The sequence below is a fragment of the Curtobacterium sp. BNK-1 genome (assembly GCF_048685235.1).
Taxonomy (GTDB): domain Bacteria; phylum Pseudomonadota; class Gammaproteobacteria; order Enterobacterales; family Enterobacteriaceae; genus Pantoea; species Pantoea agglomerans.
Window position 1 is genome coordinate 219,405 of the sequence record NZ_JBLQTJ010000001.1, and the last position, 23,101, is coordinate 242,505.

Genomic DNA, 23,101 nt, shown 5'->3' on the forward strand with positions numbered 1-23,101 from the left:
CGTTGCTATCGGGCGCAGAGTAGAATAGCGCGGCTTTAAAGCGGGATGCTGAATTAGAGATCGGCACCCATACATTCATTTATTACTGGAGTTTATTATGTCTCTAAGCGTAGAAGCTAAAGCAGAGATCGTTGCTAAATATGGCCGTGGTGCTAACGACAGCGGTTCAACTGAAGTTCAGGTTGCCCTGTTGACCGCGCAGATTACCCATCTGCAGGGTCACTTCTCTGAGCACAAAAAAGACCACCACAGCCGCCGCGGTCTGCTGCGCATGGTATCTCAGCGTCGTAAGCTGCTGGACTACCTGAAGCGTAAAGACGTTGCACGCTACAGCAGCCTGATCGAAAGTCTCGGTCTGCGTCGCTAAGTCTGAAGAATCTGATCGTCGGGGCATTATGCGGGCTTTTGCACTCTGTGCAGCTTACGATCAGATTTGTGCGAGTTTCGTGAAGAGGGGGCCTTTATGGCCCCTTTTTTCGAGCAATCGGCAGCAATCCGGACCAAACTGATGTATTGTTGCTTAGTGTGATCTTTAGTTTGCAGAATTTCGCGCGGCTAATGAGAGGCTTTACCGCAGGGGCGGTCGAGGGTTGTCATTAGTCGCGAGGATGCAACTGAAGATTGGTAATCAATGGCGGGCTACAGATAGCCATGCCCCGAAGTTAAGGACTTTGATTTTGCTGAATCCGATCGTACGCAAATTCCAATATGGTCAACATACCGTCACGCTGGAAACCGGCATGATGGCTCGCCAGGCGACAGCCGCTGTTATGGTGAGCATGGACGATACTGCAGTATTCGTCACTGTAGTAGGTCAGAAAAAATCTAAACCAGGTCAGGATTTCTTCCCACTGACCGTGAACTATCAGGAGCGTACTTACGCTGCTGGTCGTATCCCGGGCAGCTTCTTCCGTCGTGAAGGCCGTCCAAGCGAAGGCGAAACCCTGATTTCGCGTCTGATTGACCGCCCGATTCGTCCGCTGTTCCCGGAAGGTTTTGTTAACGAAGTTCAGGTTATCGCCACTGTTGTCTCTGTGAACCCACAGGTTCATCCGGACATCGTTGCCATGATCGGTGCTTCTGCTGCACTGGCGCTTTCTGGTCTGCCGTTCAATGGCCCAATTGGTTCTGCGCGTGTTGGTTACATCAACGATCAATATGTCCTGAACCCAACCGCAGATGAGCTGAAACAGTCTCGTCTGGATCTGGTGGTTGCCGGTACGCAGAATGCCGTTCTGATGGTTGAATCTGAAGCTGAGATCCTGTCAGAAGAGCAGATGCTGGGCGCCGTGGTCTTTGGTCACGACCAGCAGCAGATCGTTATCGAAAACATCAATGCCCTGGTTGCTGAAGCGGGCAAACCACGCTGGGACTGGCAGCCAGAAGCGGCCAATACCGCACTGATTTCTCGCGTTGCTGCCCTGGCAGAAGCGCGCATCAGCGATGCTTACCGCATCACTGACAAGCAGGAGCGTTACACCCAGGTTGGCGTCATTAAAGACGAAACCATCGCTGCGCTGCTGGCTGAAGATGAAACGCTGGATGGTTCAGAAATCGGCGACATCGTGCATAGCCTTGAAAAAACCGTCGTTCGTACTCGCATCCTGAATGGCGAGCCACGCATCGATGGTCGTGAAAAAGATATGATCCGTGGTCTGGATGTGCGTACTGGCGTATTGCCACGTACACACGGTTCATCGCTGTTCACTCGTGGTGAGACGCAGGCACTGGTTACTGCAACGCTGGGTACGACCCGCGATGCGCAGAACCTTGATGAGCTGATGGGTGAACGTACCGACAGCTTCCTGTTTCATTACAACTTCCCTCCATACTCTGTCGGCGAAACCGGCATGGTAGGTTCGCCGAAGCGTCGTGAGATTGGTCACGGTCGTCTGGCGAAGCGCGGCGTGTTAGCGGTAATGCCTAAAGCGGAAGATTTCCCTTACACCATTCGTGTTGTTTCTGAAATCACCGAATCTAACGGCTCTTCTTCAATGGCCTCTGTCTGCGGTGCCTCACTGGCGTTGATGGATGCAGGTGTGCCAATCAAAGCCGCCGTTGCCGGTATCGCAATGGGTCTGGTGAAAGAAGATGAGAAGTTTGTTGTTCTGTCTGACATCCTGGGCGATGAAGATCACCTGGGCGACATGGACTTCAAAGTAGCCGGTAGCCGTGAAGGTATCACCGCGCTGCAGATGGACATCAAAATCGAAGGCATCACGCGTGAAATCATGCAGGAAGCGCTGAACCAGGCCCGGGGTGCACGTCTGCACATTCTGGGCGTTATGGAACAGGCTATCAGCACGCCGCGTACTGAGATTTCTGAATTCGCACCACGCATTTACACCATCAAAATCAGCTCTGACAAGATCAAAGATGTGATCGGTAAAGGCGGCTCAGTGATTCGTGCACTGACCGAAGAGACCGGCACAACGATTGAAATTGAAGATGACGGCACCGTGAAAATCGCTGCGACCGATGGTCTGAAAGCGAAAGAAGCGATTCGTCGTATCGAAGAGATTACCGCAGAGATCGAAGTGGGCCGCGTTTACAGTGGTAAAGTGACCCGTATCGTTGACTTCGGCGCCTTCGTTGCAATCGGTGGTGGTAAAGAAGGTCTGGTTCACATTTCACAAATCGCTGATAAGCGCGTTGAGAAAGTGACTGACTATCTGCAGATGGGTCAGGAAGTACCGGTTAAGGTGATGGAAGTTGATCGCCAGGGCCGTGTACGTCTGAGCATCAAAGAAGCGACAGAATCTAAGCCGCAGGCTGAAGAAGCTGTCGCGGTGACCACGCCTGACGCTGCTGAATAAGTCGTTGCTGATTTGCCCCTCTCTGCCTGGCAGAGAGGGGCGTTTGTATCATCGCGAGGGCGGGAATCCTTGTGCACAGCAGGCGGATGACAGGATGGTTATCCCAATGTTTGTATTCGGGAGTGGGAAATGAAGCCTTTTCTGCGCTGGTGTTTTGTTGCGACAGCTTTGACGCTGGCAGGATGCAGCAACTCCAATTGGCGTAAGAACGAAGTTCTTGCAGTGCCTTTACAGCCCACACTGCAGCAGGAAGTGATACTGGCGCGCATGGAACAAATTCTTGCCAGTCGCGCTCTCACCGATGATGAACGCGCACAGCTGTTATATGAGCGCGGAGTGTTGTATGATAGTTTAGGTCTGCGGGCATTAGCGCGGAACGATTTTTCGCAAGCGCTGTCTATAAGACCAGATATGCCCGAAGTGTTTAACTACTTAGGCATATATTTAACGCAGGCGGGCAACTTTGATGCCGCCTATGAAGCGTTTGATTCTGTACTTGAGCTTGATCCAACTTACAACTATGCGCATTTAAACCGTGGTATCGCCCTCTATTACGGCGGTCGATACAAGTTAGCGCAAGATGATCTGCTGGCGTTTTATCAAGACGATCCTAACGATCCTTTCCGCAGTTTGTGGCTCTATCTCGTTGAACGTGAGATGGATGTCGACAAGGCAAAAGTCGCGCTTCAACAGCGTCACGACAAAGCGGTCAGAGATCAATGGGGATGGAATATTGTCGAGTTCTACCTTGGAGATATCAACGAGAAAACGTTGATGGAAAGTCTCAAGGCGGACGCAACGGATAACACCTCGCTCGCTGAACATCTCAGTGAAACCAACTTCTATTTAGGTAAGTACTACCTAAGTCTGGGGGAGAAGGACGACGCGAAAGCGTTGTTCAAACTGGCGGTGGCCAACAACGTCAATAACTTTGTTGAACACCGATACGCATTGTTGGAACTGGCGCAACTCGGCCAGGCACAAGACGATTTATCAGAATCTGACCAGCAATAGCTGACGAACTTAATTTGCCTGTAAAACCTGTTAAGTCATCATCTTAAAGGATGAAGGCTTTTCTGTTCGTCAAAACTTTTAATTTGAGCCGGTTCACACTTTTTGATGAAAATGACTGAAAGTTTTCACGACGAGTTATGTAGACTGGCCGCCGCAATCTAAGAGGCACGTGTACTACATGACTGATATTCAAACCACTTTTGCTGACCTTGGCCTGAACGCCGACATCCTTGAATCACTGAATGGCATGGGCTACGTAAAGCCATCCCCAATCCAGGCTGAGTGTATTCCTCACCTGCTGGCGGGCCGTGACGTGTTAGGCATGGCGCAGACCGGGAGTGGTAAAACCGCGGCGTTCTCTCTGCCGCTGTTACATAACATTGATCCTACTGTTAAAGCGCCACAAATCCTGGTGCTGGCACCTACCCGCGAACTGGCGGTACAGGTTGCTGAAGCAGTTACCGAATTCTCTAAACACATGCGTGGCCTGAACGTGGTTGCCCTTTACGGCGGCCAGCGTTATGACGTGCAGCTGCGCGCACTGCGTCAGGGACCACAGGTTGTTGTGGGTACGCCTGGCCGTCTGCTTGACCACCTGAAACGCGGCACGTTAGACCTTTCTAACCTGCGTGGCCTGGTGCTGGATGAAGCAGATGAAATGCTGCGCATGGGCTTCATCGAAGACGTTGAAACCATCATGGCGCAAATTCCAGCCGATCATCAGACCGCGCTGTTCTCTGCAACCATGCCGGAAGCGATTCGTCGTATCACCAAACGCTTCATGAAAGATCCACAGGAAGTGCGTATTCAGTCAAGCCTGACCACGCGTCCTGATATCAGCCAGAGCTACTGGACCGCTTACGGTCGTAAAACAGACGCACTGGTTCGCTTCCTGGAAGCAGAAGACTTTGATGCTGCCATCATCTTCGTGCGTACCAAAAACGCAACCATGGAAGTGGCAGAAGCGCTGGAACGTAGTGGCTATAACAGCGCCGCGCTGAACGGTGACATGAACCAGGCGCTGCGTGAGCAGACGCTTGAGCGCCTGAAAGATGGTCGTCTCGACATTCTGATTGCAACCGACGTTGCGGCCCGTGGCCTGGACGTTGAGCGCATCAGCCTGGTTGTTAACTACGACATTCCGATGGACTCAGAATCTTACGTTCACCGTATCGGCCGTACCGGTCGTGCTGGTCGTGCTGGCCGTGCGCTGCTGTTCGTTGAGAACCGCGAACGCCGTCTGCTGCGTAACATCGAACGTACCATGAAGCTGACCATTCCTGAGGTAGAACTGCCTAACGCAGAACTGCTGGGTGAGCGTCGTCTGGCTAAGTTTGCTGCTAAAGTTCAGCAGCAGCTGGAAAGCAGCGATCTGGATCAGTACCGTGCTCTGCTGGCTAAAATGCAGCCAGAAGATGAAATGGATCTGGAAACACTGGCAGCTGCACTGCTGAAGATGGCACAGGGCGAACGTCCTCTGATTCTGCCACCAGAAGCACCGCGTCCGGCACGTCGCGAATACCGCGATCGTGACGAGCGTGATGGCCGTCGTGACAGCCGTGAAGCGCGTGGCGATTCTCGTGCTCCGCGTGAAAACCGCGAAAGCCGTGATGGCGATCGTCCACGTCGCGAACGTCGTGATGTTGGCGAAATGCAGCTGTACCGCATCGAAGTAGGCCGCGATGATGGTGTTGAAGTTCGTCACATCGTTGGCGCTATCGCTAACGAAGGCGACATCAGCAGCCGTTACATCGGTAACATCAAGCTGTTCGGTACCCACTCGACTATCGAGCTGCCGAAAGGCATGCCAGGCGATGTGCTGCAGCACTTTACCCGTACCCGTATTCTGAACAAGCCGATGAATATGCAGTTACTGGGTGATGCACAGCCGAACGAAGGCCGTGGTGACCGTCGTCCAGCTGGTGCTGGCGGTGAGCGTCGCAGCGGTCCAGGTGCAGGCGGTCCGGGCGCAGCTAACCGTGAAGGTGGTCGTCGCTTCTCTTCTGAACGCCGTGAAGGTGGTCGTGAAGGCGGCGGACGTACTTTCAACCGTGAAGGTAGCCGTGGTCCACGTCGTGAAGAGGGCGCAGCCGCCGCTCCACGTCGTCGTGATGCATAACGACTTAGCGTCGTAACAAAAAGGGAAGCCAATGGCTTCCCTTTTTTTATGCCTGTCAGGCACCGCCGCTGATCATCACGCGCTCGCCGCTGACCCAGGCGGACTCTTCAGAGGCCAGAAACAGCGCAACCTGCGCCACATCTTCCGGCAGACCAAAGCGTCCCAGCGGCGTGGCTGCCAGCAGTTGCGCTTTGAGCTGTGGGCTCATCCTCTTCGCGGCCAGTAATCCCTCCGTCAGAATCATGCCTGGTGCCAGGGCGTTAACCCGGATGTTCTTTGCGCCCAGCTCGCGCGCCAGTCCCTGGGTCAGGGTATCCACTGCGCCTTTGGTTGCCGCCCAGAGCACGGAACCCGGCGTGCTGTTTTTACTGTTCAGGGCGCTGAGATTAATAATGCTGCCGCCGTGCGCCGGGAAGTGATGAATCGCCTGCTGACAGACCATCAGCGTACCCAGCAGGTTAACGTTAATCTGCTGCTGCATCTCCTCCAGCGTCAGCGCCGCAAACTCGCCGTGATGAAAGCTGCCCGCATTGTTCACCACAATGTCGGGCGCGCCGAAGCACTCTGCGGTGGTGGCGAAGAGCCGTTCCACATCCCGCAGGAGAGAGATATCTGCCTGTACCGCCACGGCTTCACTGCCCAGGTTGACGATATCGCTGACCACGTCAGCCGCTCCCACTTCATCCTGACGATAATTAACCACGACGCGGGCGCCAGCCGCGGCAAAAGCGATGGCAATCGCCGCACCAATGCCTTTTGAGGCGCCTGTTACTAGCGCGATTTTATTCTGCAGTGCCTTCATTATGTTGTTCTCCGCCGTAATGATTGCGTCGAAAGACTATGCGCGCTGGTGCCGAAAAGCGGGTAGTGCAATCCTGCAAGCTTCTTGCACGATCCTGCAAAAGTAACGCAACGGGCCAGGTATTCCGCTCAGCGTCAGGTAATATCAGCACAGATAGCGGGAGGGGAGAACACAGTGACAGAGAGTGAGAAGTGGCAGGGGCTGGCGCAGTTAATTGCCCGTCATGCTCCGGAGGATGGGCGGCATTCAAGCGCCATAGATTGCCTGTTTTTTGGCCGGGTTTCAGCACCGACTGAGCCAATGCACTTTGCTCAATGGGCCAGTTTTGCCCTGGTGGCACAGGGCGGTAAGGCGCTGCATATCGGTGATGAGGTGCTGCACTATGGTCCGGGCGATCTGCTGCTGGTGACGCTGGATATGCCGGTGCGCGCCTGCGTCACCGTCGCCACGCCGGAAAAGCCCAATCTGGGGATTGGTATCGCCATCAATGAATCCCGGCTGATGCGCTACCTCGAACAGTTTCCCCCGACGCTGCCGCTGGCGACACCAGACAGTGAACGTGGCGTCACCGTGCATAAGGTCTCACCTTTGCTGGTGGATGCGGTTATCCGGCTGGTACGCCTGCTTGACCACCCTGAGGACATTGAGGCGCTGGCCCCGCTCATTGAGCAGGAGATTTTCTATCGGCTGCTGACCGGGCCGGAAGGTTCGCGCATCCTGAATATGGCGCTGGCTGAGCGGCCGGGCAACCGGGTCGCGCAGGCTGCCCGCTGGCTGCGGGAAAATTTTCATCAGCCGCTGAAGATCGATCGGCTCGCCAGTAGTGTCGGCATGAGCATCTCTTCGCTGCATCATCACTTCAAAGCCGTGACGGCCATGACGCCGATGCAATACCAGAAACAACTGCGGCTGAATGAGGCGCGACGTTTGATGATGGTGGAAAAGCTGGATGCCGGTACGGCAGGCTATCGGGTGGGGTATCAGAGCGCGTCACAGTTCAGCCGGGAGTATCGCCGCCTGTATGGGCAATCTCCGGCCAGGGATAGTCGTCAGCTGGCGGTGAGCCCGGAGAGATTGCGCCCACCGCAGAACTGATTACAGGCTGTTAGCCGCTTCCATCGCAATGGCGAAGGAGCGCAGGCGCGCTTCGGAATCAAAAATCTGGCCATTGACCATAATTTCATCCGCCTGGGTTTCACGCATCAGTGAGGCCAGCCCATGACGCACTTTGTCCGTATCGCCGACCAGCGACATGCTGAGCGCCTGCTGTACGCCATACTGTTCTGATGGCGACCAGAGGTTATCCATGTTTTCAACCGGTGCCGGTAACGGGCCCGGTTTGCCGCGGCGCAGGTTGATAAACTGCTGCTGCTGCGAGGTAAACAGGAAGCGCGCATCACGCTCACTGTCTGCGGCGATCACGTTAATGCAGACCATGGCATAAGGCTTGTCGAGACGCGCCGATGGCTGGAAGTTTTCACGGTAGACGTGCAGCGCCTGGAACAGTTGGTCAGGGGCAAAATGGGAGGCAAACGCAAACGGCAGGCCCATTTTCGCTGAAAGCTGTGCGCTGTAGAGACTGGAGCCGAGCAGCCAGACCGGAATCTGCAGGCCCAGACCGGGTACCGGCTGCACTGGCGGCTGCGCATCCGCTTCAGCATCGAACCAGCTAATCAGTTCAGCCACATCCTCGGGGAATGTGTCGATGTGCATGTTGGCCTGATGACGGCGTAGTGCCATCATGGTGCGCTGGTCAGAACCTGGCGCGCGACCTAAGCCGAGATCGATACGGCCAGGATAGAGAGAGGCCAGCGTACCAAACTGCTCGGCGATCACCAGCGGCGCATGGTTAGGCAACATAATGCCGCCGGAGCCCAGCTTCAGAGTCTCGGTATTCGCCGCCAGATAGCCAATCAGCACGGAGGTGGCTGCGCTGGCAATCCCCGTCATGTTGTGATGTTCAGCCAGCCAGTAGCGTTGATAGCCCAGTTTTTCAGCCTGACGCGCCAGCGCCAGCGAATTATGGAACGCATCCCGAGCGGTCGCGCCCTGTGGAATCGGCGCGAGATCCAGCACGGACAGGCGAAGAGGTTTTTTATCAGACATGACTACTCCCGTTGTATGGCGCAGGCGTTAAGTTAAGGCCTGCACCATTTAGTATTACGCATCATTCCTTATATTAAAACTGCTAACCTCAGCAGTAATATAGCCGGTATGTGCTTTTATTCAGGATGCCAGCGTCATGCCCGCCAGTTTGCGCCAGTAACCATTACAATCACTGCCTTTCGCGACCATTAGCGGAGCCTGGCCGTTTTCATTGGCGCGGAAACGGTCGATCTCTGCCAGCGTCGTCACATCCTGCGGCGAGAGCCGTATGCAATCGACCTTGCCGCGCATACCGGCCAGATCGTTACCCAGGTTATAGCAGTAGCCGCTCATGGTCTGAATGCCATTGAGGACGAACACCTGCTGCCCCTCCTGGGAGTTGACGCGCCGGCCTGTCGGATAGTTGATACAGCAGGTTTCGCAATCATCTTTCGCGCGGTTTTCCGAGCGGGCGGTGAAGCAGCGCGCTGAGAGCGCCAGCGGCAGATGACCGTAGCCCAGCACCTCCACCTCAAACTGCTGCCGGATACCCCGCGTCTCGCACTGCTCCAGCAGCTGTAGCAGCCAGTCACGTGACATCTCCACCGGCATACACCAGCGCGTCATGCCCTCTTTGACCAGCAGCTGCAGCGTGTCGGCGTTATAAACATTGAGCGTCGGGCCCGCGACAAAGGGCAGATGACGCTCAGCGGCCATGTTTACCGTGCCGATATCATTGGCTTCAATCAGGAACTCACCGTTCTCTACGTAACGCTGCAGCTCTTTCAGCTCAGAGGGCGATTGCAGCAGCGCCAGCGTGCTCAGCACCACCTGTTTGCCGCTGGCCGCGAGTTCACGAGCCAGCGCCATCCAGCGGGCATAGGGCGTGGCGCGACGTTTACTGCACACCGCTTCGCCAAGGTAGATAATATCCGCGCTACTGCGGGCAGCCTGCTGGTAAAAATCTTCCAGCGTATCGGTCGGCCAGTACCAGAGCACCGGCCCAAGGGCATATTGCATCATGACTCCTTATTGCCATTCACGGTGATAAGCACCCAGCGTGGTTTGCGAACCTTCTGAGAGATCGCCCAGCGTCTGCATCCACTGTGGTGCAACTTCAAACTGTTCCGGCTGCGCCTTGCAGCGATCAATTGCCTGACGCCAGACGCGCGCCACGTCAGCGACATAGGCAGGGCTGCGCTGACGGCCTTCGATTTTCACCGAGGCGATGCCTGCCCGCAGCAGTTCCGGCAGCAGCTCCAGCGTGTTCAGACTGGTGGGCTCCTCGAGCACGTGATAACGCTTGTCGTTAACCACATAGCGTCCTTTGCAAAGTGTCGGATAACCCGCGCTTTCGTCCGGGGCGTAGCGATCGATCAACACTTCATTAAGACGTGACTCCATGCCCTGCGGCGTCTGCTGCCAGCGCACAAACTTCGCCGGGGAGCAGGCACCGGCGCTGTTAGGCGATTCACCGGTCAGCCAGGAAGAGAGGTAGCAGCGGCCTTCCGCCATGATGCACAGGCTGCCAAAGGCGAACACCTCCAGCGGCACCGGTGTGCTGCGTGCCAGCTGTTTAACCTGGTGAATCGACAGCACGCGAGGCAGCACCACACGCTGCAGATTGAAGTGGCGATGGTAAAAGCGAATCGCCTCCAGATTGGTCGCCGAAGCCTGTACAGAAAGATGACGTTCGACCTGGGGATAGTGCGTCGCGGCATACTCCAGCGTGGCGATATCCGCCAGGATCAGCGCGTCAGCTCCGTTTTGCGCCGCCACATCAATCGCCCGCTGCCAGCGACCCATGCCATCCGGATGGGCAAAGGTGTTGATCGCAACATGCAGTTTGCGACGATGCTGATGAAGATAGCGCGCGGCTTCAGCCAGTTTTTTATCGGTGAAATTCAGACCCGCAAAATGACGGGCATTGGTGTCATCTTTCAGCCCCACATACACCGCATCAGCGCCATTCTCTACAGCGGTGCGCACTGCGGGTAAGTTTCCTGCCGGGCAGAGCAGTTCCATAGATATTCCTCTCAACATGCAGATGGGCGTCGAGTCTAGGCATCTGGTCCGGGCTGCGTGTTGATTTGGGGCAGTGAAATTCAAATTCATCCGCCCTGCGGCGCTTTTTTTCCTTTCATGGCAGCGGTTTTTATTGATCTCAGAGGAGGCGCGCAGAAAAGGATATGGCAATATACGTAAAATTTTCTGAAGGGAGTGACGAAAGTGTTAGAGCGGATACATGCCCATTGTGTGAAAAACGGTCCTAAAATCTTAGGGTTACCCGCTGCGTTCACCCCATTCCCGGTCAAAAAGTTGCTTCTGCAACAACTCTTAAACTGGCAATTTCGTCATGCTTTGGCTGAAGGTGAGTTAGACTTTCTGGATGGTCGCCTGCTGGGTATTGAAATTGCCGATCTCAATCTGCAATGGATAACCACGCTGCAGGACGGCCGACTGGCGGTATTGCAACAGTCCGAAGCGGATGTCTGGTTTCGGGGCAATGCCAATGATCTGTTGCTGGTGGCAGCACGTAAAGCAGATCCCGACATGCTGTTCTTTCAACGCCGGCTGGTGATTGAAGGTGACACTGAACTGGGACTTGAGGTGAAGAACGTAATGGATGCTATTGAACCCGAGGCTATGCCCACCGCGTTACGCACGGCAATTGAGCAGATGGCGGCATTTGTCGACGCCGGCATGAAACAGGACGCGAAGGCCGCACAGGCGCGCGCAGGTGCTGCATGTTGATTCGTAGTGAAATTGGCGTGGATGCCGCAGGCATCGACGCGCTGCTCAGACGCTGCTTCAGTACCTCTGCAGAGGCGGAACTGACTCAGGCGCTGCGTGAAGATGGCTTGCTGACCTTAGGCGTGGTCGCGACGGATGACGAGGGACAGGTGCTGGGTTATGCCGCATTCAGTCCGGTCAGCGTTCAGGGTGAAGATCGCGGCTGGGTTGGGCTGGCACCGCTGGCCGTCGATGAGACGCTGCGCGGTCAGGGAATTGCCAGCAAGCTGATCTATGAGGGGCTGGATACGCTCAATGAATTTGGCTACAGCGCGGTAGTGGTGCTGGGCGATCCGGCGCTGTTCAACCGTTTTGGTTTTGAACCGGCGGCACGCCACGGCCTGCGCAGCCGCTGGCCGGGTACAGAGGCAACGTTCCAGGTCTACCGTCTGGCCGATAATGCGTATGACGGGGCGGAAGGGCAGATCGACTACGCCGAACCCTTTAATCGCCAGCCGTAATACCCAGCCAGCTCTCCAGACAGCCGGGCTGGCCCGCCACCAGCAGTAATTTCTGCTGGCGGGTCAGTTGCTTGACCTGATACTCCAGCCTGGAGGCGCTGGCGCGATCGCCCGCGTCACAGTGAAACACCAGGCCCAGCGGCCCTTTGCCGCGCAGCGCGCGGGCGCCGCGTCCGCTCTGGTGCTGAGCGACCCGACGCACCACATCCGTGGTGATACCGGTGTACAGGCTCCCTTTCGCCGTACGGACGATGTAGAGTTGCCACTGCTTACTCATCGCAATCATTTCCCAAAAAAAGGTGCCGGGCAGTGTAGCGCGCTTCACTCTCCGGTGCACCGCCAGGAGTTTATCTTGTCCGATCACGCCCATCTGGTTCGCTATCTGAGAAAGCAGCATGTGCTTTCACTCTGCTGTACCGCCGACGATCAACTGTGGTGCGCTAACTGCTACTACGTCTTTGACGAGACGCGCATGGCCTTCTGGATCATGACGGAACCCGATACCCGCCACGGTGAGTTAATGGTGCAGAATCCGCAGGTTGCGGGCACCGTCAATGGCCAGCCAAGAAGCGTGCTGCTGATTAAAGGGGTGCAGTATCGTGGCCATGTCAAACGGCTGGAGGAGACAACAGAGCAGATCGCCAGAGCCGCTTACCAGAAACGTTTTCCGGTCTCACGCAAAGTGTCGGCACCGCTGTGGGAGATTGTGCTGGATGAAGTGAAGATGACGGATAATGCGCTGGGATTCGGCAAGAAAATTGCCTGGCAGCGGGAGAAATAGGAACGCCCTTTTCAGCAGAAAAGGGCGTCGCGGCTTACAGCGCTTCGAGGATCCGCAGGGATTCACGATTAAAGGCCGGTAAATCGGCCGGGGTGCGGCTGGTGACCAGCTTATCGTCGTCTACTACCACTTCCTTATCATGGAAGTCGGCACCGGCATTGATCAGGTCAATGGCAACGGCTTTAACGGTAGTCATCTTGCGACCGCGCACGCCGTTAGCGCTAATCAGCAGCTGTGGCCCGTGGCAGATGGCAAAGATTGGCTTGCCGCTGGCGACAAACTCTTTGGTAAAAGCAACAAAACGATCGTCGCCGCGCAGGGCATCGGGCGAGTGACCGCCAGGCAGGAGCAGAGCGTCAAATTCAGCCGGGCTGACGTCATCAATGCTGCGATCGATGGTCACTTCCGCTTCGCCTTTCTTGCCTTTAACGACATTACCGGCTTGTTTCTCAATGGTAACCACCTCAAAACCAGCGCGTTTGTAAACTTCCGCAGGTGAGGTAAATTCTGAGTCTTCAAATTCATCGGTAATTAAAACCGCCACTTTCTTGCTCATTTTTTTCCTCCTTCAGCATGTGGAGCGCGAGACGCGCTTTCCGGATAACGCTATAAGCCTGGTCGCTGAGAGTGAGAACGCAAGCCAGCCCGTTAAGATCAGCTATCTTTTAACCAGTCAGCAGTGAAATAAGGATGAATCTGAGATGAATCGCGTATTACTGACCGGTGCCACCGGCTTAGTCGGGTCGCATCTGCTGCGCTTACTGATTGAGGATCCACGCGTCGATGAGATCATCGCGCCAACCCGTCGGCCACTGCCCGCGATGAACAAGGTGGTGAATCCGGTTGAGGCCGATCTCACCGATGTCCTCGGGCCGCTGCAAAGTTCGCTGGACACGGTGTTCTGCTGCCTGGGCACCACGCGTAAGCAGGCGGGCAGTAAACAGGCTTTTATCCACGTTGATTACACCCTGGTGGTGGACAGCGGGTTAAGCGGATTACGTCTGGGGGCGAAGCAGATGCTGGTGGTCAGTGCGCACGGGGCCAGTCGTCACTCGCCGTTTTTGTACAATCGCGTCAAAGGCGAAATGGAGAATGCGCTGCGCCATCAGGGCTGGCCGCGCCTGACGCTGGTGCGGCCTTCATTGCTGCTTGGGGATCGTGCGCAGAAGCGCCGGGGTGAAAGCCTGGCGGGACCGCTGTTTTCGCTGCTGCCGGGCAACTGGCGGGCGGTCAGCGCGCACGACGTGGCACGCTGTCTGCACCAGCAGGCTTTTACGCCGGGGAGTGAGAGCGTCAATATCATTGAGTCCGGCGAAATCCCGCGCCACTCAGCGTAACTGCCAGATAATCTGATTACGGCTGCCGCGCCATTGCAGCGTGGCATCCTTCTCCTCTTCGACAAAACGGCCATCGATCAGCACGTCGAGATAGGCCAGCACAGCGCGCTGCGCCGCATTCAGCTCCTGCATCCGGTAACCGGTCCAGAGCCAGATATCTTTACCGGGACACGTCTGTCGCACCCGTTTCACCAGACGGCGAATGTGCGGCACGTTATGCGGATGCAGCGGATCGCCACCACTCAGCGACAATCCCTGGCGCGGAATGCGGGTGTCCTGCAAATCCGCCAGCAGTTGCTCCTCCATCGCAAGCGTAAAGGGCACGCCGGAATCAAGCCGCCAGGTGCTCTGGTTATAACAGCCGCGGCACTGATGTTCGCAACCAGCGACAAACAGCGTGCAGCGGGTGCCAGGTCCATTAACGATATCCACATCATAGTAGCGATGGATATGCATCATCCCAGCGGTCCTTCAGACAGATGCTTCACCCGACGCTGCACTTCCTGCTGTTTACCGGCATTAAAGGGCCGCGCATCCGGGCTGCCCAGATAGCCGCAGACCCGCCGGGTAACGGAGACGCGTGCCGGATCGTGGTTGCCGCAATTCGGACAGGTGAAGCCGCGGCTGGTACAGGTGAACTCGCCGTTGAAGCCGCACTCGTAGCACTCATCAATCGGGGTATTAGTGCCGTAATAGGGCACGCGGTCGTAGCTGTAATCCCAGACATCCTCCAGCGCCTTGAGGTTGTGCTGCACATTCGGGTATTCGCCGTAACAGATGAATCCGCCATTCGCCAGCGGCGGATAGGGCGCTTCAAAGTCGATTTTGTCGTAAGGATTGACCTTCTTCTCAACGTCGAGATGGAAGCTGTTGGTGTAGTAGCCCTTGTCGGTAACGCCTGGCACCAGACCAAACTGCGCCGCATCAAGGCGGCAGAAACGGTCGCACAGATTCTCGCTTGGCGTACTGTAAAGGCTGAACCCATAGCCTGTTTCTGCTTTCCAGCGCTCGGTGGCATCGCGCATGTAAGCAATGATCTCTACCCCTTTGGCACGCAGAGCCGCGTCATCGTAAGGATGCTGATGACCGCCGCTGAGCGCATTCAGGGTTTCATGCAGGCCGATATAGCCCAGCGACAGCGACGCACGGCCATTACGGAAAATAGGACCGACTTCATCATCCGCATTCAGCCGAACGCCACAGGCGCCTTCCATATAGAGGATGGGCGCCACGCGCGCTTTGGTCTTCTCCAGCCGCGCCACCCGCGTCATCAGCGCCCGCTTAGCCAGCTGCAGTCGCGCATCGAGCAGCGTCCAGAAGCGCGCTTCATCCCCGCCCGCTTCCAGTGCGATGCGCGGCAGGTTCAGGCTGATCACCCCGATATTGTTGCGGCCCTCATGAATCTGCTCGCCGTTCTCTTCATAAACGCCAAGGAAGCTACGGCAGCCCATTGGGGTTTTAAACGAGCCGGTGACTTTAACCACCTGATCGTAATTGAGGATGTCGGGATACATCCGCTTGCTGGCGCACTCCAGCGCCAGTTGTTTGATGTCGTAATTAACGTCGCCCGCCCGGCGGTTGACGCCTTCGCGAATGCTGAACACCAGTTTAGGGAACACCGCCGTTTTGCGATTTTTACCCAGTCCGGCCAGCCGGTTAAGCAGAATCGACTGCTGAATCAGCCGGGCCGCCCAGTCCGTCCCCAGACCAAAACCAAAGGTGACAAACGGCGTCTGGCCGTTGGCGGTGTGCAGGGTATTCACCTCATACTCCAGCGACTGAAAGGCGTCGTAGCACTCTTTCTCCGTACGCTGGCGCGCATACTGCTCGGCCTGCGGGATCTGCCACTGCTCAGCAATCGCCAGATGCCGGGCATAGCTCTGCTCAACAAACGGGGCCAGCACTTCATCAATACGGTTAATGGTGGTGCCGCCGTAAATATGGCTGGCGACCTGCGCGATGATCTGCGCCGTCACGGCGGTAGCGGTGGCGATCGATTTAGGCGGCTCGATTTCAGCATTGCCCATTTTGAAACCGTTGGTCAGCATGCCTTTCAGATCGATCAGCATGCAGTTGAACATCGGGAAGAAAGGGGAGTAGTCGAGATCGTGATAGTGGATCTCGCCGCGCTCGTGCGCCAGCACCACATCGCGTGGCAGGATCTGCTGCTGTGCGTAGTGTTTTGCCACGATCCCGGCCAGCAGATCGCGCTGCGTCGGGATCACTTTGCTGTCTTTGTTGGCATTCTCGTTCAGCAGCGCCGCATTGGTCTGATCGACCAGTCCACGAATGGCGTGATGTAACTGGCTCTGACGATCGCGGGCGACATCGCGATCGTGGCGGTATTCAATGTAGGCGCGGGCCAGTTGAGGGTAAGGACCCGCCATCAGCGTCTCTTCTACTGCACACTGAATTTCACGGATATCCACTTCCGGACGATCGGCCAGCCGCAATGCCACGCGCTCAGCGACCTGCGCGCACCAGGCTGCGTCTTCTACTTCGGCTGCCCTTGCCGCCGCCACCACGGCCTGCTCAATACGCTGCGCATCAAAGCCTGTCCGGCATCCATCACGCTTGATTACCACCGTCGCCATTTCTCTCTCCATAAACTACATATAGGGGTCTAAAGGATTCTATTCGCTACATGTAGTGATTGCTGAGAATTATTGCGATCAGATTTGACCTGAAACAAGGAAGCCTCAACCCGCTGGAAAACTCTGGCTGATGTAAAAAATCGGGTGCTGGTTCAGGTTTCCTGCAGGATCCACTGGCGGATTGGCGTGCAGCAACTTTAATCAACGTTCTGCCCTGTCAAAACGTTGACGTTACAAGGATGCCCGCCAATGTGGTTACCCCGTTCTTTGCTCCTGCTCCTGCTCCCGGCCCTCAGCCCAATCGCCCTGGCCAGTTCGCTGCCGCTGATGCCCTGGCCGCAACAGGTGGAACAGCCCGCCAGCGGCGGCACGCTTACCCTGACGCCGCAGCTGACGCTGCAAATCTCTGGCGATCATCTGGCGGGTGCTGAAGCGCGCTGGCTGGAGCGGATCAGTAATCAGACCGGCTGGCCGCTGTTGCCCGCCACCCAGCCGATAGCAGCACCGACTATCCGCATCGTCATTGCGAAGGCGGTGGATCCGCAGCCGCTGCCTGATAGCGATGAGAGCTATCAGTTGCAGGTCGATGGCGACGGCGTCCTGTTAACCGCGCCCAGCCGTTTCGGCGCGATGCGCGGCATGGAAACCCTGCTGCAGCTGATACAAAACGGCGCACAGGGGACAACCATTCCTTACGTCACCATCCACGATCATCCGCGCTTTCCGTGGCGCGGCGTGCTGATCGACACGGCGCGTCACTTTATGCCGGTGGAGACGCTTAAACGTCAGATCGACGGCATCGCCGCCGCGCGCATGAACGTCTTTCACTGGCATCTTACTGACGATCAGGGCTGGCGCTTCGCCTCCAGCCACTATCCCCAGCTGCAGCAGAAAGCCAGCGATGGCAACTATTACAGCCAGCAGCAGATGCGGGAGATCGTGAAATATGCCACCGATCGCGGGGTGCGTGTGGTGCCCGAGCTGGATATGCCGGGACATGCGTCCGCGCTGGCGGTGGCGATGCCAGAGCTGATTAGCGCACCCGGCCCCTGGCAGATGGAGCGCGGCTGGGGCGTCTTTAAACCGCTGCTCGATCCCAGCAACGAACAGGTTTATCAGGTGATCGACACGCTGGTGGGTGAGATGGCGGCGATCTTCCCCGATCCCTGGCTGCACATTGGCGGCGATGAGGTGGATCCGACACAGTGGAACGACTCGCCTGCTATCCAGCAGTTTATGCGCGATCACGATCTGAAAGATGCCCATGCGCTTCAGGCATATTTCAATCAGCGGGTAGAGAAGATCCTGGAAGCCCATCACCGTCAGATGGTGGGCTGGGATGAGATTGCCCATCCCGATCTGCCGCGCAGCATTCTGATCCAGTCGTGGCAGGGTCAGGATGCGCTGAGCGCGCTGGCAAAAGAGAACTACCGCGGCATCCTCTCCACCGGTTTCTACCTCGATCAGCCTCAGCCTGCCAGCTATCACTACCGCAATGAGGTCACGCCACAGGGCCTCAACGGCCAGGATCGTCTGCGGCCAGGCGATCAGGCGCAGAGCTGGTCATTCACCATGCCGCGGCTGAAAGGCAGCCCGGTGAAGGGCAGCTTTACGCTGATACAGGGAGAACCAGGCTGGCGCGGTTTTATCGACTTCGATGGCAAAGCCCGCCGGATGGTCAGTCAGATTAACTGGCTCTCGACGCGGCAGGTGCGGTTTAGCGTGGATAGCTGGATGGGGCCGTTCCAGCCGGTGGTCACGCTGCAACAGAACGCTCTTAAAGGTTATGCAGAGGTAGGCAACGTGCATTATCCCACCAGCGGTCAACGGCTGGCGCAGACGCCTGCGGGCATCGCGCCCGCGCTGCCCACACCTGAGCAGGTGCAGCAAAATCTGCTGGGTGGCGAGGCGGCGCTGTGGGCGGAAAACATCAACAGCCAGATTATTGATACCAAACTGTGGCCGCGCGCCTTCGTGGTGGCCGAGCGGTTATGGTCGGCGCAGGATGTCACCAATACCGACTCGATGTATTCGCGGCTGGCGGCGATGGATCGCTGGAGCAGCGTGTCGGTCGGAACGCTGCAACATGCGCAGACGGAGCAGCAGATGATGCGGCTGGCCAGTGGGCATGACATCGCCCCACTGCGGGTTCTGGCCGAGGTGCTGGAACCGGCGCAATACTACACGCGTCAGCATCTCAAGTTTCAGGCGGGCCATTACGACTACCATGAACCCCTGAACCGGCTGGCAGATGTACTGCCCGCTGAGAGTGAGGCGGTACGTCAGCTGGAGCAGCAGGTCGCCGTGTTAATCGCCAATCGTAATAATCCGGCTGCCGCCTCTGCGGTTCGCGCGCCGCTGCAGCGCTGGCAGGCTAACACCAGCGCGGTGCTGCCGATCATTAACGCCAGTGCAACGCTGAAGCCGCTGGCACAGAGCGTGCAGCAGATCGAGGCGCTGAGCGCCATGGGCCTCGTGCTGGTTAATGCTTACGTTCGCAATCAGGCGTTTGGTGCCAGTGAAGTGGCGGAGATGCGTGCGACACTGGATGCCGCCGCAGAGGTACAGGATGAAACAGTGATTGCGCTGGTCAGGCCGCTGGAGACGCTGCTGCGCGCCTTTCAGTAAACGCTGCGGCCGGATAAACCGGCCATAGCGTCCTCAGGCCGGGCCGCTGACCGAGTGGCGGCGCACCAGGGTCGGGCTGAACATGTGGGTCACTTCCGGCAGCGGCTGATTGTTGGCCAGCGCCAGCGCAAGCTGGGCCGCCTGCTGCGCCATGGTGACAATCGGATAGCGGATGGTGGTGAGGCGCGGTCGCACATAGCGCGAAACCAGTACATCATCGAAGCCGATCAGCGACATCTCTTCCGGCACCCGAACACCGTTATCGCTCAGCACCGCCAGCGCGCCGGCGGCCATTGAGTCGTTGTAGCAGGCGACAGCGGTGAAATTCTTGCCGCGACCCAGCAGTTCCGTCATCGCCTGCTCACCGCCCACTTCATCTGGTTCACCCCAGGTGACCAGCCGATCGCTGCACGGCAGACCGTGTTCTTTCAGCGCATCGTAGTAACCCTGCAGGCGATCTTCTGCATCGGAGATAGTGTGGGTCGAGCAGATAAAGGCGATATTCTGGTGGCCAAGCTGGATCAGATGACGGGTCGCCAGCCAGGCGCCGTAGCGATCGTCGAGCGCGATACAGCGCTTTTCAAAGCCTTTTATCAGCCGGTTCAGCAGCACCATGCCAGGCACCTGCTTCATCAGCACTTCCAGTTCTGCATCGGGGATTTTCTTGGCGTGAACCACCAGCGCCGCGCAGCGGTGACGCATCAGTTGTTCAATCGCCTGCCGCTCTTTTTGCTCATTATGGTAACCGTTACCAATCAGCAAAAAGTTACCGGTGTCACCTGCCACCTCATCCACGGCTTTAACCATTGCGCCAAAAAAGGGATCGGAGACGTCACCGACAATCAGGCCGAGCGTTTCGGTCGATTGCTGCGCCAGTGCGCGTGCGTTGGCGTTCGGGTGATACTGAAGCTGCTCCATCGCCTGACCTACGGCCTGTCGGGAGCTGTCGCTGGCTTTGGGAGAATTATTGATTACACGGGAGACTGTGGCGACAGAAACGCCAGCCAGTCGCGCAACATCCTTTATAGTAGCCATGCGTTGACCTGCTTTGGGGAAAACGTTTACACATCGCATCAGTGTTACGGAAAAGGGCGGACACATCAACCCGACAGAATGTCAGCGTCGTCGCAAAAAGGGGTAAAAACGGTCACTGCTGCACGTCTTCTGCTGAGGCGTCGCACCATGCTATGCTCAATCTCCCACCTGGCTACCGTGAAAAACAACGATGAAAACCAAAGTGCCACATCTGGCGCACTGGGGCGCCTTTACCGCCGTTACTGAAAACGATCGCCTGATTGGCTGCGAACCTTTCTTCGCCGATGCCGATCCGTCACCGATGATCCACACCATTCCTGAACTGGTCTATTCCGACAAACGCATTCGTCAGCCGATGGTGCGGCGCTCGTGGCTGAAGTCACGCGAAAAAAGCGACCGTACGCTGCGTGGCCGGGAGGATTTTGTTGCCGTCGACTGGGAAACCGCACTGGATCTGGTGGCGGAGGAGAATCGCCGCATTCGCGAGCGCTATGGCGCATCGGGCATTTTCAACGGCTCCTACGGCTGGTCATCGGCCGGACGTGTTAACCATGCCCGCACCCTGATTCGTCGCTTCTACTTTCAGGGCGGCGGCGGTGTTGATCAGCAGGGTAACTACAGCTGGGGCGCCGCGCAGTTCTTCCTGCCCTATGTGATTGGCACCTACATGCCGCTGACCGGGCGCGTCACCGAATGGCCGCAGGTGGTGGAACATGCCGAAATTTTTGTCGCCTTTGGTGGGCTGGCGCTGAAAAATGCCCAGGTCGCCTCGGGGGGCGCAGGGCAGCACAGCCTGAAACCGGCGCTGATGCAGCTGGCGGCCAAAGGCACGCCGGTGATCAACATCAGCCCGATGCGTGATGACTGCCCGGAATTTGTTAACGCCGAGTGGATTCCGATTCGCCCCAACACCGACGTGGCGCTGATGCTGGCGCTGGGACATGAGATCACCCAGCGCGGCGCGGTTGACGAAGCGTTTCTCGCCAGCCACTGCACCGGCTGGCCGCAGCTGCGCGCCTATCTGCTGGGCGAAACCGACGGCGTGGCGAAAACCGCCGGCTGGGCCAGCCGTATCACCGGCATCCCGGCCGATCGCATTGTGCATCTGGCGCAGCAGCTCACCGGCAAGCGCAGCTTTATTACCTGCTCCTATTCCGTTCAGCGCGCCCATCGCGGCGAGCAGCCTTACTGGATGATGATTGCGCTGTCGTCGATGCTCGGCCAGCCAGGCCTGCCGGGCGCCGGTTTCTCTTTTGGTCACGGTTCGATGAACAGCGTCGGCAACCCGCGCCAGGAAGGTCCGGCTCCGATGATGAGCACCGGCCCCAATCCTTCCGGGCTGTCGATTCCGGTGGCGCGGATCAGCGATATGCTGCTCAATCCCGGCCAGCCTTACCGCTTTCAGGGCGAAACCCTGCACTATCCCGACATTCACATGGTGCACTGGGCGGGCGGCAATCCTTTCCATCATCATCAGCAGCTCAACCGGCTGGTGGAGGGCTGGCAGCGGCCCGATACGGTCGTGGTGCAGGATATCGTCTGGACGCCCGCCGCGCAGATGGCGGACATCGTGCTGCCTGCGACCACCACGCTGGAGCGCAATGACATCGGCGGCTCCTCACGCGACCGCTTTGTGCTGGCAATGCATCAGGCGATTAAACCGCAGCATCAGGCGCGCAACGACTTCGATATTTTTGCTGACCTGGCGGAGCGCCTCGGCTACCGCGATACCTTCACCGAAGGGCGCAACGAGATGCAGTGGATCGCCCATCTTTATCAGCAGTGTGCGACCGCGCATCAGCGTAAAGGCATCGATTTCCCGTCGTTTGAGGAGTTCTGGCAGCGCGGCTTTGTGGAGATCCCCGAAGGGGGCAAACCCTATCAGTTTATGGAGGAATTCCGTGCCGATCCGCAGGCCAATCCGATTAAAACCGCCAGCGGCAAAATCGAGCTCTTCAGCCAGACCATTGCAGACTACCAGCTGGACGATTTCGCCGGCCATCCGGAATGGCGTGAACCGCAGGAGTGGCTCGGTTCGCCGGTCAGCCGCGACTATCCGCTGCACATGATCTCGATTCAGCCTTCCGACCGGTTACACAGTCAGCTGGATGCTACAGAAACGGTGCAGGGCAATAAAACCGCCGGACACGAAACGCTCTACATGCATCCGCAGGATGCGGCCGCGCGCGGGCTGGTGGAGGGCGACGAGATAGAGGTGAGCAACGCACGCGGCGTGATGCTGGCGGGCGTGCGGATCACCGATGGCGTGACGCAAAGCGTAGTGATTATCGCCACCGGCGCCTGGTTTGATCCCGGCTTTGGCAAGGCGTGGCAGCCGCACGATCGCGCGGGTAACCCCAACGTGCTGACGCTCGACATCGGCACCTCGTCGCTGACGCAGGGGCCAAACGCCATGAGCTGCCTGGTGGAAATCAAAAAACATCAGGATTGCACAATAGCGTAAGGATCTCATGGCTGGTTACATTTTGCCGGTAACTGTTGCGTTTGAGAGATGGCAGCCGATCGATCCCTCTTGCTACATTCAGGGTCCCAGAGGTATTGATGGGTGAACATCAATAGATTTTCTTGATTACACCAACCTGCGCAGATGCGCAGGTTTTTTTTTGCCAGAAATC

General features: G+C 57.3%; 21 protein-coding genes. 12 read left to right on the top strand and 9 right to left on the bottom strand.

Annotated features, from left to right (window positions below):
* Positions 1-97 precede the first annotated feature (97 nt).
* From rpsO to ACMGGP_RS01030, 5 genes are all read left to right on the top strand, one after another.
* Positions 98-367, top strand: coding sequence for a 30S ribosomal protein S15 (gene rpsO / locus ACMGGP_RS01010; protein WP_003851063.1), 270 nt, complete (start codon positions 98-100; stop codon positions 365-367).
* Positions 368-677: 310 nt separating this feature from the next.
* On the top strand, positions 678-2,816 hold the full coding sequence (pnp, locus tag ACMGGP_RS01015) for a polyribonucleotide nucleotidyltransferase (RefSeq protein WP_010251767.1): 2,139 nt from the start codon (positions 678-680) through the stop codon (positions 2,814-2,816).
* 129 nt (positions 2,817-2,945) lie between these two features.
* Positions 2,946-3,830 (top strand): lipoprotein NlpI, encoded by an 885-nt coding sequence (gene nlpI / locus ACMGGP_RS01020; RefSeq protein WP_010251765.1) that lies wholly within the window; start codon positions 2,946-2,948, stop codon positions 3,828-3,830.
* Positions 3,831-3,935: 105 nt separating this feature from the next.
* Entirely contained in the window at positions 3,936-3,992 is a 57-nt protein-coding gene (gene yrbN / locus ACMGGP_RS01025; RefSeq protein ID WP_098053093.1) for a protein YrbN, read from the top strand.
* Positions 3,993-4,008: 16 nt separating this feature from the next.
* Positions 4,009-5,949, top strand: coding sequence for a DEAD/DEAH family ATP-dependent RNA helicase (locus tag ACMGGP_RS01030; RefSeq protein ID WP_010251762.1), 1,941 nt, complete (start codon positions 4,009-4,011; stop codon positions 5,947-5,949).
* A 55-nt stretch (positions 5,950-6,004) separates the two neighbouring features.
* Here ACMGGP_RS01030 and ACMGGP_RS01035 read toward each other — a convergent pair whose 3' ends face one another.
* Positions 6,005-6,751: an SDR family NAD(P)-dependent oxidoreductase gene (locus ACMGGP_RS01035; RefSeq protein WP_010671804.1), complete on the bottom strand. Its 747-nt coding sequence runs from the start codon at positions 6,749-6,751 to the stop codon at positions 6,005-6,007.
* Between the two features lie 174 nt (positions 6,752-6,925).
* Here ACMGGP_RS01035 and ACMGGP_RS01040 point away from each other — a divergent pair, with 174 nt between their 5' ends.
* Positions 6,926-7,846 carry an AraC family transcriptional regulator gene (locus ACMGGP_RS01040; RefSeq protein WP_010251758.1) on the top strand — a complete coding sequence of 307 codons (921 nt, stop codon included), beginning with the start codon at positions 6,926-6,928 and terminating at the stop codon, positions 7,844-7,846.
* Here ACMGGP_RS01040 and ACMGGP_RS01045 read toward each other — a convergent pair whose 3' ends face one another.
* The 3 genes from ACMGGP_RS01045 to ubiU all read right to left on the bottom strand — a co-directional run bounded on the left by ACMGGP_RS01045 (position 7,847) and on the right by ubiU (position 10,861).
* A complete protein-coding gene (locus ACMGGP_RS01045; protein WP_010251755.1) occupies positions 7,847-8,857 on the bottom strand; it encodes a luciferase-like monooxygenase in 1,011 nt (336 codons plus the stop codon).
* Between the two features lie 120 nt (positions 8,858-8,977).
* Positions 8,978-9,859 (bottom strand): U32 family peptidase, encoded by an 882-nt coding sequence (locus ACMGGP_RS01050; protein ID WP_498798050.1) that lies wholly within the window; start codon positions 9,857-9,859, stop codon positions 8,978-8,980.
* 6 nt (positions 9,860-9,865) lie between these two features.
* A complete protein-coding gene (gene ubiU / locus ACMGGP_RS01055) occupies positions 9,866-10,861 on the bottom strand; it encodes a ubiquinone anaerobic biosynthesis protein UbiU (protein ID WP_062759370.1) in 996 nt (331 codons plus the stop codon).
* 204 nt (positions 10,862-11,065) lie between these two features.
* Here ubiU and ubiT point away from each other — a divergent pair, with 204 nt between their 5' ends.
* Both ubiT and ACMGGP_RS01065 read left to right on the top strand, forming a co-directional pair.
* Positions 11,066-11,590 (top strand): ubiquinone anaerobic biosynthesis accessory factor UbiT, encoded by a 525-nt coding sequence (gene ubiT / locus ACMGGP_RS01060; RefSeq protein ID WP_010251750.1) that lies wholly within the window; start codon positions 11,066-11,068, stop codon positions 11,588-11,590.
* Positions 11,584-12,090, top strand: coding sequence for a GNAT family N-acetyltransferase (locus tag ACMGGP_RS01065; protein ID WP_010251747.1), 507 nt, complete (start codon positions 11,584-11,586; stop codon positions 12,088-12,090). Before ubiT ends, ACMGGP_RS01065 begins: the two co-directional genes overlap by 7 nt.
* Here ACMGGP_RS01065 and ACMGGP_RS01070 read toward each other — a convergent pair.
* Entirely contained in the window at positions 12,074-12,415 is a 342-nt protein-coding gene (locus ACMGGP_RS01070; RefSeq protein ID WP_498798051.1) for a GIY-YIG nuclease family protein, read from the bottom strand. The two genes, ACMGGP_RS01065 and ACMGGP_RS01070, sit on opposite strands and share 17 nt — an antisense overlap.
* A 27-nt stretch (positions 12,416-12,442) precedes the next feature.
* Here ACMGGP_RS01070 and ACMGGP_RS01075 point away from each other — a divergent pair, with 27 nt between their 5' ends.
* Positions 12,443-12,871 (top strand): YhbP family protein, encoded by a 429-nt coding sequence (locus ACMGGP_RS01075; RefSeq protein WP_029519474.1) that lies wholly within the window; start codon positions 12,443-12,445, stop codon positions 12,869-12,871.
* A gap of 34 nt (positions 12,872-12,905) precedes the next feature.
* Here the strand turns inward: ACMGGP_RS01075 and ACMGGP_RS01080 are convergent, their stop codons facing one another.
* Entirely contained in the window at positions 12,906-13,427 is a 522-nt protein-coding gene (locus ACMGGP_RS01080; protein WP_010251739.1) for a type 1 glutamine amidotransferase domain-containing protein, read from the bottom strand.
* A 145-nt stretch (positions 13,428-13,572) separates the two neighbouring features.
* On the opposite strand from ACMGGP_RS01080, the gene ACMGGP_RS01085 reads away from it, so the two are divergent.
* Positions 13,573-14,208, top strand: a complete 636-nt coding sequence (locus tag ACMGGP_RS01085; protein WP_033759652.1) for an NAD(P)H-binding protein — start codon at positions 13,573-13,575, stop codon at positions 14,206-14,208.
* Here the strand turns inward: ACMGGP_RS01085 and nrdG are convergent.
* Both nrdG and nrdD read right to left on the bottom strand, forming a co-directional pair.
* Positions 14,200-14,667, bottom strand: coding sequence for an anaerobic ribonucleoside-triphosphate reductase-activating protein (gene nrdG, locus ACMGGP_RS01090; RefSeq protein WP_346455483.1), 468 nt, complete (start codon positions 14,665-14,667; stop codon positions 14,200-14,202). The two genes, ACMGGP_RS01085 and nrdG, sit on opposite strands and share 9 nt — an antisense overlap.
* Positions 14,664-16,802: an anaerobic ribonucleoside-triphosphate reductase gene (gene nrdD, locus ACMGGP_RS01095; RefSeq protein ID WP_089414635.1), complete on the bottom strand. Its 2,139-nt coding sequence runs from the start codon at positions 16,800-16,802 to the stop codon at positions 14,664-14,666. The genes nrdG and nrdD overlap by 4 nt, the downstream gene beginning before the upstream one ends.
* Before the next feature lie 249 nt (positions 16,803-17,051).
* Here nrdD and ACMGGP_RS01100 point away from each other — a divergent pair, with 249 nt between their 5' ends.
* Positions 17,052-19,430, top strand: coding sequence for a beta-N-acetylhexosaminidase (locus ACMGGP_RS01100; protein WP_498798052.1), 2,379 nt, complete (start codon positions 17,052-17,054; stop codon positions 19,428-19,430).
* A 33-nt stretch (positions 19,431-19,463) separates the two neighbouring features.
* Here the strand turns inward: ACMGGP_RS01100 and galR are convergent, their stop codons facing one another.
* On the bottom strand, positions 19,464-20,465 hold the full coding sequence (gene galR, locus ACMGGP_RS01105) for an HTH-type transcriptional regulator GalR (protein WP_010251726.1): 1,002 nt from the start codon (positions 20,463-20,465) through the stop codon (positions 19,464-19,466).
* A 190-nt stretch (positions 20,466-20,655) separates the two neighbouring features.
* Here galR and ACMGGP_RS01110 point away from each other — a divergent pair, with 190 nt between their 5' ends.
* The gene (locus ACMGGP_RS01110) at positions 20,656-22,929 is read left to right on the top strand and encodes a molybdopterin guanine dinucleotide-containing S/N-oxide reductase (protein WP_498798053.1); all 2,274 of its coding nucleotides are present in this window, start codon (positions 20,656-20,658) and stop codon (positions 22,927-22,929) included.
* The last annotated feature ends 172 nt before the right edge of the window (positions 22,930-23,101 follow it).